The 10,495-nt window shown below is 70.7% G+C and carries 11 protein-coding genes; 8 read left to right on the top strand and 3 right to left on the bottom strand.

What is annotated here, in order from left to right:
- Window positions 1–59: 59 nt before the first annotated feature.
- On the bottom strand, window positions 60–209 hold the full coding sequence (locus tag ACFWEP_RS25085) for a hypothetical protein (protein WP_266705998.1): 150 nt from the start codon (window positions 207–209) through the stop codon (window positions 60–62).
- Between the two features lie 265 nt (window positions 210–474).
- Complete coding sequence (phoU, locus tag ACFWEP_RS25080; RefSeq protein ID WP_387373077.1) at window positions 475–1,152, bottom strand: phosphate signaling complex protein PhoU; 678 nt, start codon at window positions 1,150–1,152, stop codon at window positions 475–477.
- Between the two features lie 196 nt (window positions 1,153–1,348).
- Here phoU and ACFWEP_RS25075 point away from each other — a divergent pair, with 196 nt between their 5' ends.
- Together ACFWEP_RS25075 and ACFWEP_RS25070 are read left to right on the top strand one after the other, a co-directional pair.
- Entirely contained in the window at window positions 1,349–2,608 is a 1,260-nt protein-coding gene (locus ACFWEP_RS25075) for a sensor histidine kinase (RefSeq protein WP_387373075.1), read from the top strand.
- Entirely contained in the window at window positions 2,605–3,285 is a 681-nt protein-coding gene (locus ACFWEP_RS25070) for a response regulator transcription factor (RefSeq protein ID WP_275493488.1), read from the top strand. Before ACFWEP_RS25075 ends, ACFWEP_RS25070 begins: the two co-directional genes overlap by 4 nt.
- A gap of 100 nt (window positions 3,286–3,385) precedes the next feature.
- Here ACFWEP_RS25070 and ACFWEP_RS25065 read toward each other — a convergent pair whose 3' ends face one another.
- On the bottom strand, window positions 3,386–4,009 hold the full coding sequence (locus tag ACFWEP_RS25065; RefSeq protein ID WP_387373073.1) for a DUF461 domain-containing protein: 624 nt from the start codon (window positions 4,007–4,009) through the stop codon (window positions 3,386–3,388).
- A gap of 721 nt (window positions 4,010–4,730) precedes the next feature.
- On the opposite strand from ACFWEP_RS25065, the gene ACFWEP_RS25060 reads away from it, so the two are divergent.
- From ACFWEP_RS25060 to rlmB, 6 genes are all read left to right on the top strand, one after another.
- Window positions 4,731–5,213: a CarD family transcriptional regulator gene (locus ACFWEP_RS25060; RefSeq protein ID WP_003953493.1), complete on the top strand. Its 483-nt coding sequence runs from the start codon at window positions 4,731–4,733 to the stop codon at window positions 5,211–5,213.
- Between the two features lie 581 nt (window positions 5,214–5,794).
- Entirely contained in the window at window positions 5,795–6,589 is a 795-nt protein-coding gene (ispD, locus tag ACFWEP_RS25055) for a 2-C-methyl-D-erythritol 4-phosphate cytidylyltransferase (RefSeq protein WP_387373079.1), read from the top strand.
- Window positions 6,579–7,088, top strand: a complete 510-nt coding sequence (gene ispF / locus ACFWEP_RS25050) for a 2-C-methyl-D-erythritol 2,4-cyclodiphosphate synthase (RefSeq protein ID WP_387373072.1) — start codon at window positions 6,579–6,581, stop codon at window positions 7,086–7,088. The genes ispD and ispF overlap by 11 nt, the downstream gene beginning before the upstream one ends.
- Before the next feature lie 207 nt (window positions 7,089–7,295).
- Window positions 7,296–7,700, top strand: coding sequence for a PPOX class F420-dependent oxidoreductase (locus ACFWEP_RS25045; RefSeq protein WP_328720941.1), 405 nt, complete (start codon window positions 7,296–7,298; stop codon window positions 7,698–7,700).
- A gap of 249 nt (window positions 7,701–7,949) precedes the next feature.
- Window positions 7,950–9,350, top strand: coding sequence for a cysteine--tRNA ligase (gene cysS, locus ACFWEP_RS25040; protein WP_387373070.1), 1,401 nt, complete (start codon window positions 7,950–7,952; stop codon window positions 9,348–9,350).
- A 119-nt stretch (window positions 9,351–9,469) separates the two neighbouring features.
- A complete protein-coding gene (gene rlmB, locus ACFWEP_RS25035) occupies window positions 9,470–10,426 on the top strand; it encodes a 23S rRNA (guanosine(2251)-2'-O)-methyltransferase RlmB (RefSeq protein WP_387373068.1) in 957 nt (318 codons plus the stop codon).
- The last annotated feature ends 69 nt before the right edge of the window (window positions 10,427–10,495 follow it).

The raw sequence follows: 10,495 nt of genomic DNA, 5'->3' as shown, positions 1-10,495 counted from the left end.
GGCGGCTCCCCGCGCGGCCGTCGTCGCGCCGTGGGCGTTCCGCTTCCGGACGGGACCGGTCAGCCGCCGCACTGACAAGGCGAACCGGACTGGCAGCCGCAGCCGCAGCCGGAGCCGCAGCCGCAGGCCCCGAGCACGGTCAGGCGCACCACTTCGGTCGGGGTCTCCTGCTCGGGGTCGGGCAGGGGGGAATCGGCCGCATGTGCCATGAGGTCCTCCTCAACGCGTACCACCGGCCGGTGCGTGAAGGCTGCCGCGCCGGTGTCGTACGCCCGGTGCGCACGACAGGGGAGTACGGGATCGGTCCCAGTCCCCCGTCCATTGCATGCCCATCCCGGCGGGCGCATCAACGGCGCACACGCGCAGAGATTCCGGGTGCCCCGGTGCGCCGGCGGCACGATCCGGCGCCACCGCGGTGCGTCGGATCGTGCCGCGCGGCCGGTACGGGCCGTACGTCCGCCCCGCCCGCGCCGGTTACGCGCCCTCGACCGAGGTCGGGCTCTGGAGCTCGTCGGCGTGCTCGCCCGTCACCAGATAGACGACGCGCTTGGCGACCGAGACGGCGTGGTCGGCGAAGCGCTCGTAGTAGCGGCCGAGCAGGGTCACGTCGACCGCTGTCTCGATGCCGTGCTTCCAGCGGTCGTCCATCAGGTGCTGGAAGAGCGCGCGGTGCAGCAGGTCCATCTCGTCGTCGTCCTGCTCCAGCTGGAGTGCCAGGTCGACGTCCTTGGTGATGATCACCTCGGCGGCCTTCGCCATCAGCCGCTGTGCCAGCTGCCCCATCTCCAGGATGGTCGCGTGCAGGTCGTGCGGTACGGCCTTGTCCGGGAAGCGGAGCCGGGCCAGCTTGGCGACGTGCTGGGCGAGGTCGCCCGAGCGCTCGAGGTCGGCGCTCATGCGCAGCGAGGTGACCACGATCCGCAGATCGGTCGCCACCGGCTGCTGCCGGGCGAGGAGTGCGATGGCACGCGCCTCCAGTTCGTGCTGGAGGTCGTCGACCCGCTGGTCCGCGGCGATGACCGTCTCCGCGAGATTGAGGTCGGCGTCGAGCATGGCCGTGGTGGCCCGTCCGATCGCCGACCCGACGAGCCGGGCCATCTCGACCAGGTCCTCGCCGATCGAGTCGAGTTCCTCGTGGTAGGCGTCGCGCATGGAAGTCCCTCTCCAGTCCTCGTGGCCGGGGTCTCTGGCTCGAACCCCACGCTCCCACGGTGAGGGGGGAACGCGTCGGAATCGGTCCGCCGAAGTGAACCATCCCCATACCCTCGGTGAACTCTGGGCGACGAGTGTTCGAGTAGGCACTCGTATGGCTGTGAGAGCGTGCGCATCGACGCATAACCTGGACGACATGGACGTGAACGCGGCGGTCGCCGCAGCAGCCGGGACCGCCGGGTTGTGCACCGGTGTGATCGCGATGCTGGCGTTTCGCTGGAGCGAACGCGATCTGAAGAAACCGACGCGCGCATCCGTGCGGCCCGAGACCAGTGCCACCCTGCCCCCCGGAGTGGACACCGTCCTCTCCGTCCTCAGCTCTTCCGCCGTCGTCCTCGACGAGAGCGACGGCGTGGTCAAGGCCAGCTCCGCCGCGTACGCGCTGGGCCTGGTGCGCGGCGGCCGGCTGGCCGTCGACCAGATGCTCCAGATGACGCGGGACACCCGCCGGGACGGCGAGATACGGCAGGTCGAACTGGAGCTGCCCCGTCGCGGTACGGGCCGGGGCGACGCGCTCGCCGTCTCCGCCCGGGTCGCTCCGCTGGGCTCCCGGCTGGTGCTGCTGCTGGTGGAGGACCTGACCGAGTCACGTCGGATAGAGGCGGTACGCCGCGACTTCGTCGCGAACGTCAGCCATGAGCTGAAGACCCCGACCGGTGCGCTCTCCCTGCTGTCGGAGGCGGTCCTGGAGGCGTCCGACGACCGGGAGGCCGTCGAGCGTTTCGCGGGCCGGATGCAGATCGAGGCGACCCGGCTCACCAACCTCGTCCAGGAGCTGATCGACCTCTCCCGCGTCCAGAACGACGACCCGCTGGAGGACGCCGAGTCCGTCCGGGTGGACGAGCTCGTCGCCGAGGCCATCGACCGCTGCCGCCAGCCGGCCGGGTCGAAGGAGATCACCATGGCCTCCGGCGGGACCAACGACCTCTCCGTCTGGGGCAACCGCGGCCAGCTCGCGGCAGCCCTCGGCAATCTGGTCGAGAACGCCGTCAACTACAGCCCCGCCCGTACCCGTGTGGGTATCGCCGTCCGGCGTGTGACCGGACAGGGACGGCCCCTGATCGAGCTCTCCGTCACCGACCAGGGCATCGGCATCTCCGAGAAGGACCGGGACCGGGTCTTCGAGCGGTTCTACCGCGTCGACCCGGCCCGCTCACGAGCCACCGGTGGCACCGGCCTCGGCCTGGCCATCGTCAAGCATGTGGCCGCCTCGCACGGCGGGGAGGTCACCGTCTGGAGCTCCGAGGGACAGGGCTCCACCTTCACCCTGCGGCTGCCCGAGTCGGGCACCGTACGGGAACGCACCACCGGCGGCCCCCTGTTCGTCAACGGTGACGACGAGGGACCGTTCGAAACAGCTTTTGAACCCTTTCCTGCCCCGGAGGCCCTTCCGTGACCCGAGTGCTTGTCGTCGAGGATGAGGAATCCTTCAGCGACGTTCTGTCCTACATGCTGCGCAAGGAGGGTTTCGAGGTCGCCGTGGCGGCGACGGGTCCCGACGGTCTCGACGAGTTCGACCGCAACGGCGCCGATCTCGTCCTGCTCGACCTGATGCTGCCGGGCCTGCCCGGTACCGAGGTCTGCCGGCAGCTGCGCAACCGCTCCAACGTCCCGGTGATCATGGTCACCGCCAAGGACAGCGAGATCGACAAGGTCGTCGGTCTGGAGATAGGAGCCGACGACTACGTCACCAAGCCGTTCTCCTCGCGCGAGCTGGTGGCGCGCATCCGCGCGGTGCTGCGCCGTCGCGGCGAGCCGGAGGAGATCACGCCGGCCGCCCTGGAGGCCGGTCCGGTCCGCATGGACGTCGACCGCCACGTGGTCACCGTCTCCGGCGGGAAGGTGGACCTCCCGCTCAAGGAGTTCGACCTGCTGGAGATGCTGCTGCGGAACGCGGGCCGCGTGCTGACCCGCATGCAGCTCATCGACCGGGTCTGGGGCGCCGACTACGTGGGCGATACCAAGACCCTCGACGTGCACGTGAAGCGGCTGCGCGCCAAGATCGAGCCCGACCCGGGGGCGCCGCGCTACCTGGTGACGGTCCGCGGCCTGGGCTACAAGTTCGAGCCGTAAACCGGTGGCCGGCCATCGGGCACACGGATGAGTGAAGGGCGCCTCCCCCCGGGGGAAGGCGCCCTTCACTCGTGCGGTCGTCCGCGCCGTGGCGCGCGACTCATTCGGCGACGGGGGACGTCTCGCCGTCGGTCGGGGTCGCGGAGGCGTCGGGGCTCGCGGAGGCGTCCGGTGAGGCCGACGCGTCGGGCGAAGCGGCGGCGGTGGGCAGCGCGCTCGGTCCGAAGCCCTCGAAGTAGGAACGGGACGGGACGACGGTGGCGCCCAGGGCGATGTCGCCGCTCTCGCTGAGGCGGAAGACGACCTGCTCGACGTTGCCGTCCTGGGTGGCCTGACGGCCGTTCTCGATGACGGCGGAGGCGTTGCCCTCGCCCCCGAGGACGATCTTGCCGCCGGCCGGGACCACGAGCGGCCCGTCGCCGTCGGCGGCGTGCAGCTTCACCTCGGTGCTGGACCGGGGCAGCGTGATGGCCTCCAGCGTCTCGTCCTCCTCGCCCTGGTTGAAGACGGCACCGGTGACCACGGCGGGGCCCTCGGCGTCGTGCTCGGGCTGCGTGACGACGTTCACGTTCTGGATCTTGATGTCGCCGACCGAGGTGGCGGCGTTGTCCGGCCGGACCTGGAGGGTCGCCGCGTCGTTGCCCGCGGCGCACGCGGACAGCGAGGCGATCGAGATCACGAGGGCAGTGGCGGCGAGGGCGCCGTGTCGAAGGCTGCGGCTCACGGCGGCGGCAACTCCTTGAACGTTCGGTTTCTGCGGACTACGGACGTGGTGCGCAGGTGCACTGCACGACCGTGCGGGGCGGCGGACCGAGTGACGTAAAGCCGCCCTAAGGGTGTGTCAGCGGCCTTAGGCTACCGAGCCGCCGCTCGCGTCCCGCACCCGACCCGCCCCTTTGGCCCATGGCTCTTCCCCGCGAGCCGGGCGGCCCGTCCGGGCTCCGGACCCCTGCCCCGCCGGGATCGACCGCCCTCCGGCCGGTCCCGGCGCCACGGTGCACGGTCCGACATCCCCCGTTCACAAATCGCGAATGATCAATTCTCCCGGCGGTGGCGCATTCGTCGGCGGGAAAAGCGCGAGGACCGATGTGGCGGGGGTTGTCGTGGCGGTTGTCACGAACGGCTTGATCAATTTCAATGGGTCGGCGAAACTTCCGTCGATCGTGTGATCGATCTCCGAACGTACGGAAGAAAGTGCAGCTTCCTGAATCCGGCAAAACGGGATCTTTAACCCGTTCGGACAGAGTTCCCGGGCGTGCGGGCCGCGCGTTTCCGGTCGGTCGCACAACGGCTCCGACCTGCGAATACCGTCTCCGCGAAGACCCGCGCAGCACGATGCGGATGCTGTTGTCAAGCCCCGAGATATGCCCTGACCTGCGAAAACGCCATTCAGGAGTAGCGGTTCTCGTGTTACCCTGGATAGCCACGGAAGGGGTACCTGTCACATGACGTTCAAGGTTGGCGACACCGTGGTCTATCCCCATCACGGGGCCGCGCTGATCGAGGCTATCGAAACTCGCCAGATCAAAGGCGTGGACAAGACCTACTTGGTGCTCAAGGTCGCTCAGGGCGACTTGACGGTTCGTGTGCCGGCGGACAATGCGGAGTTCGTGGGCGTGCGCGACGTGGTCGGGCAGGACGGGCTGGACCGGGTCTTCGAGGTGCTGCGCGCACCGTACGCGGAAGAGCCGACGAACTGGTCCCGTCGTTACAAGGCAAATCTGGAGAAGCTCGCCTCTGGCGATGTCATCAAGGTCGCCGAAGTGGTGCGCGACCTGTGGCGTCGTGAGCGCGAGCGTGGACTCTCCGCCGGAGAAAAGCGCATGCTCGCCAAGGCCCGCCAGATCCTGGTGAGTGAGCTCGCTCTCGCGGAAAACACGAACGAGGACAAGGCCGAAGCCCTGCTCGACGAGGTTCTCGCGTCCTGAACCGGATCGCACCGGTCGTCGAATATGCCGTGGTCCCCGCTGACCAGCCGTGATGAACGGCGAGTCTCCGGGTGCCGCGGCATGTTCGTTTTCCGGGCGGATGCACATGACGGGTCGGCGACTTCCGGTCGCGCCCCGGATCGCACTCCGCCCCCGAGGGCGTTCAGGCGTGCCCGAGGCCCTCTTCATGCCCCCGCACCGCCGACTCCGGAGTCCCGGTGCGGCGGGTTTCCGATGCGGCGGAACCCACCGCACCGGATTCACCGCGTGCGGGGGACCGGACACCTGGGTGCCCGGCACTTTTCAAGATTCTTTTTCGGCCACCCGGACGCGGCTGAATTCGGCCGGATACCGGGTGGTGGTCGCGCCGGCACCTGTACGGCTAGCGTCCCCCTCGGCCGGTCAACGCACCGGCCGCCCCGCGCCGCCGCCACGACTCGCTCGACCGGGTCACGGAAGGGGTCCGGACCGAGGCGGGCCGTTGTACGGCGGCTCGCTTGGGGCCCTACCCACGTCGGCCGTGGCGACAAACCTGCCGAAGCTTCGGAGTGCAACCGATGTCACCGATGTCACCGTCCGACATGCCACCGCCCGCCGGACAGCGGGTCCCCGCGGACGCGCAGGCGCCCGCCGGTGCCGCCCGGCCGTCCCGTACCGCCGCGGTCATCCCGGCTGCCGGCCGGGGGGTCCGGCTCGGCCCCGGCGCGCCCAAGGCGCTGCGCACCCTGAGTGGCACACCGATGCTGATCCACGCCGTGCGGGCGATGGCGGCCTCGCGCGCCGTCTCGCTCGTCGTGGTGGTCGCCCCGCCGGACGGTGCCCCCGCCGTGAAGAACCTGCTCGACGCGCACGCCCTGCCCGAGCGCACCGACTACGTGGTGGTGCCCGGTGGCGAGACCCGCCAGGAGTCCGTCCGCCTCGGCCTTCAGGTGCTGCCCGAGGACGTGGCCACGGTCCTGGTGCACGACGCGGCCCGCCCGCTCGTGCCGGTCGACACCGTGGACGCGGTCATCGAGGCGGTACGCGGCGGCGCCCCGGCCGTGGTGCCCGCCGTGCCGCTCGCCGACACCGTCAAGGAGGTCGAACCCTCGGCGGTCCCGGGCGCCCCTGAGCCGGTGCTCTCGACCCCGGTACGGGCCAGGCTGCGCGCGGTGCAGACCCCGCAGGGCTTCGACCGGGACACGCTGCTGCGGGCGCACGCGACCGTGGTGTTCGACGGTGAGGGCGCCACCGACGACGCGGGCATGGTGGAACGCCTCGGCGAGCCCGTCGTCGTGGTGCCCGGCCACGAAGAGGCGTTCAAGGTGACCCGGCCGCTCGATCTCGTGCTGGCCGAAGCGGTACTCGCACGCCGGAGGGCGAACGATGGCTTCTGAGCCGAACCCCCAGCCGCGTCCCGTGATCCCGCTCGTCGGGATCGGGACCGACATCCACGCCTTCGAGGAGGGCCGCGAGCTCTGGTGCGCGGGCCTGAAATGGGAGGGCGAGGGTCCCGGCCTGGCCGGCCACTCCGACGCGGACGTCGTCGCGCACGCCGCCTGCAACGCCCTCTTCTCCGCCGCCGGCCTCGGTGACCTGGGGCAGCACTTCGGCACCGGCCGCCCGCAGTGGTCGGGTGCCTCCGGCGTCACGCTGCTGACCGAGGCGGCGCGCATCGTGCGGGCTGCGGGATTCGAGATCGGGAACGTGGCCGTGCAGGTCGTCGGGGTACGGCCCAAGATCGGCAAGCGCCGCGAGGAGGCGCAGCAGGTGCTCTCGGCCGTCGTCGGCGCGCCCGTCTCGCTCTCCGCGGCCACCTCGGACGGCCTCGGCTTCACCGGCCGGGGCGAGGGCGTCGCGGGGATCGCCACCGCGCTGGTGTACCGCGTCTCCTGAGGCCGCGCCCTCCCGGGGCCGTTCCGGGGTCCGCCGCGCCGGACGGTCGCGGGCCCCGGGAGGCCGTACGCCCACCGCGCCACGTCTTCACCCGTGTGGTGGGCGTGGCGCGGGAACGAATGGAGCGTGCGCGGGGTTAGCGGGTAGGAGTGAGGCGCATCACTCACCGCCACAGTCCGTCACGGCATTCGCAGGAGGATGTAGGTCATGACCGCCGCACTTTCCGATGAGCTCAAGAACCTGCTGGACACCCCCGTGTTCGTCAACGTCGCCACCATCCAGCCGGACGGCAGTCCGCAGGTATCACCCGTGTGGGTGGCGCGGGACGGCGACGACGTACTGATCTCCACCACCGTCGGCCGCCGCAAGGAGAAGAACCTGCGCCGCGACCCCCGGGTCACCGTGCTGCTCCAGCCGTTCGACGCGCCGTACTCCTACGCGGAGATCCGCGGCGAGGCGACCCTGTCGACCGAGGGCGGTCAGGAGCTGATCGACCAGCTGTCGCGGAAGTACACCGGCAAGGGATACGCGGACTTCAACCCGGACTCCGTGAACGACGCCGAAAGGGTCGTCGTGCGGATCACCCCGCGCAAGGTGGTCGGCCGCATCTGAGGCACGGCCGGCACGGCCCGGGGGCCGGGGCGCCGGGCCGTCCGGCGGTGACCCTTCCGCCCGCGCCGGGAAAGTGTTTCCCGCGCGGGCGGCGCGGCCACGCCACACCCGTCCCGTGCGTCCCACCTGCACCCAGCGCCCCGCGGTGATGCCTTCGGGGCGGCCTCCGGGGGCCCGTATAGCAGAAAAGTTACCCCGAGGCTCGCCAGAGGTCGCGGGGCACTGGTGTCGGCCTACTACCCTGGTGGCGTGACTATTCGCCTGTACGACACCAGCGCCCGGCAGATCCGTGACTTCGTCCCGCTCACCGCGGGCTGTGTCTCGATCTACCTCTGTGGCGCTACCGTCCAGGCCGCACCGCACATCGGGCACATCCGTTCCGGCCTGAACTTCGACATCATGCGCCGCTGGTTCGCGTACCGCGGCTACGACGTGACGTTCATCCGGAACGTCACGGACATCGACGACAAGATCATCCGGAAGTCCGAGGAGCAGGGCCGCCCCTGGTGGTCGATCGGGTACGAGAACGAGCGCGCGTTCAACGACGGCTACGCCGCCCTCGGCTGCCTGCCGCCCACCTACGAGCCCCGCGCCACCGGCCACATCACCGAGATGATCGAGATGATGCGCGGCCTCATCGAGCGCGGCCACGCCTACGCGGCGGACGGCAACGTCTACTTCGACGTGCGCTCGTTCCCCGGGTACCTGGAGCTCTCCAACCAGAACCTCGACGACCTGCGGCAGCCGTCCGGCGAGGGCGAGACCGGCAAGCGAGACCCGCGCGACTTCGCCATGTGGAAGTCCGCGAAGCCGGGCGAGCCCAGCTGGGACACCCCGTGGGGCCGCGGCCGTCCCGGCTGGCACCTGGAGTGCTCCGCGATGGCGCACAAGTACCTCGGTACCGAGTTCGACATCCACGGCGGCGGGATCGACCTGATCTTCCCGCACCACGAGAACGAGATCGCGCAGGCCAAGGCGTTCGGCGACACCTTCGCGAAGTACTGGGTGCACAACGCGTGGGTCACCATCGCGGGCGAGAAGATGGCGAAGTCGCTGGGCAACTCCGTGCTGGTCAGCGAGATGGTGAAGAAGTGGCGGCCGATCGTGCTCCGCTACTACCTCGGCACCCCGCACTACCGCTCGATGATCGAATACAGCGAGGCGTCCCTGCGTGACGCGGAGTCCGCGTTCGCGCGGATCGAGGGCTTCGCACAGCGGGTCACCGAGAAGACGGGCGAGACGGTCGCGCCCGCCACCGAGGTGCCGCCGGCCTTCGCCGAGGCGATGGACGACGACCTGGGGGTCCCGCAGGCGCTCGCGATCGTCCACACCACCGTCCGGCAGGGCAACTCCGCGCTCGCCGCCGACGACAAGGAAGCCGCGATCGCCCGCCTCGCCGAGGTCCGGGCCATGCTCGGCGTCCTCGGCCTGGACCCGCTCGACCCGCACTGGGCGGGCGAGGGCGACCGGGGCGAGGATCTGCACGGAGTCGTCGACACGTTGGTGCGGCTCGTGCTGGACCAGCGGCAGGGCGCCCGCGACCGCAAGGACTGGGCTGCCGCGGACGCGATCCGCGACCAGCTGAACCAGTCCGGGCTGGTCATCGAGGACAGTGCGAGCGGCCCTCGGTGGACGCTGGGACCGCGCTGAGCGCCGCTCCTCACACCGCGCCCACCGGCGCGAATGTGCCGCCCGGCCGTCCGGGCGGCACACTTTCACTTGTAGAAGCATTTCTGAAGCAATTTCTGAAGCAACGAAACAGGTAGGTCATGGCCGGGAACAGCCAGCGCAGGAACCGCCGCACGTCCAACAAGAAGGGCGCGCAGGTCGGCAGCGGTGGGCAGCGACGCCGTGGCCTCGAAGGAAAGGGCCCGACGCCGCCCGCCTCCGCCCGCAAGGGGCACAAGAAGAACCGCATCGCGAACGCCGCGGCCAAGCAGGCGGCGGCCCGCCGCCCCGCCCCGCGGCGCGGCGGCGTCAAGGGCACCTCGGAGATGGTCGTCGGCCGTAACCCGGTCTACGAGGCGCTGCGCGACGGCGTCCCCGCGGTGACGCTCTACGTCCAGCAGTACATCGAGAACGACGAGCGGGTGCGTGACGCGCTGAAGCTCGCCGCCGACCGCGGCAACATCAACCTGATGGAGGCGCCGCGCCCCGAGCTGGACCGGATGACGAACGGCCTGAACCACCAGGGCCTCGTCCTCCAGGTCCCGCCGTACGAGTACGCGCACCCGGAGGACCTGACCGCCGCCGCGTACGACAACGGCGAGGACCCGCTGATCGTCGCGCTCGACGGGGTCACCGACCCGCGCAACCTGGGCGCGATCGTCCGGTCCGTGTCGGCATTCGGCGGCCACGGCGTGGTCGTCCCCGAGCGGCGTGCGGCCGGCATGACGGCGGGCGCCTGGAAGTCGTCGGCCGGTACGGCCGCGCGCACCCCGGTCTCCCGGGTCACCAACCTGACCCGTGCGCTGGAGGGCTACCAGAAGGCGGGCCTCACGGTCGTCGGTCTGGCCGCCGACGGTGAGCACACCGTCGAGGATCTGGAGCAGCTGGCCGGGCCGGTCGTCATCGTGATCGGCAGCGAGGGCAAGGGCCTCGGCCGCCTCGTGGGCGAGACCTGCGACTACCGCGTCCGCATCTCGATGCCGGGTGGCGCCGAGTCGCTGAACGCCGGTGTCGCGGCAGGCATCGTGCTCTACGAGGTGGCCCGCCGCCGCGCGTGAGCGCCCACTGACCACCGGCCCGGTACCACGCGCCCGGGCCGGTACGCATGACGAAGACGGCCCCGGGGC

This window comes from Streptomyces sp. NPDC060198 (assembly GCF_042728415.1).
Lineage (GTDB): Bacteria > Actinomycetota > Actinomycetes > Streptomycetales > Streptomycetaceae > Streptomyces.
Note: the sequence above shows the minus strand (reverse complement) of the source record. Positions and strands in the feature narration are given on the sequence as shown.

What these genes read in the sequence shown, in the direction of transcription:
- ACFWEP_RS25085 (WP_266705998.1), bottom strand. Translation starts at nt 209, where the DNA reads ATGGCACATGCGGCCGATTCCCCCCTGCCCGACCCCGAGCAGGAGACC.
- phoU (WP_387373077.1), bottom strand. Translation starts at nt 1,152, where the DNA reads ATGCGCGACGCCTACCACGAGGAACTCGACTCGATCGGCGAGGACCTG.
- ACFWEP_RS25075 (WP_387373075.1), top strand. Translation starts at nt 1,349, where the DNA reads ATGGACGTGAACGCGGCGGTCGCCGCAGCAGCCGGGACCGCCGGGTTG.
- ACFWEP_RS25060 (WP_003953493.1), top strand. Translation starts at nt 4,731, where the DNA reads ATGACGTTCAAGGTTGGCGACACCGTGGTCTATCCCCATCACGGGGCC.
- ispD (WP_387373079.1), top strand. Translation starts at nt 5,795, where the DNA reads ATGCCACCGCCCGCCGGACAGCGGGTCCCCGCGGACGCGCAGGCGCCC.
- ispF (WP_387373072.1), top strand. Translation starts at nt 6,579, where the DNA reads ATGGCTTCTGAGCCGAACCCCCAGCCGCGTCCCGTGATCCCGCTCGTC.
- ACFWEP_RS25045 (WP_328720941.1), top strand. Translation starts at nt 7,296, where the DNA reads ATGACCGCCGCACTTTCCGATGAGCTCAAGAACCTGCTGGACACCCCC.
- rlmB (WP_387373068.1), top strand. Translation starts at nt 9,470, where the DNA reads ATGGCCGGGAACAGCCAGCGCAGGAACCGCCGCACGTCCAACAAGAAG.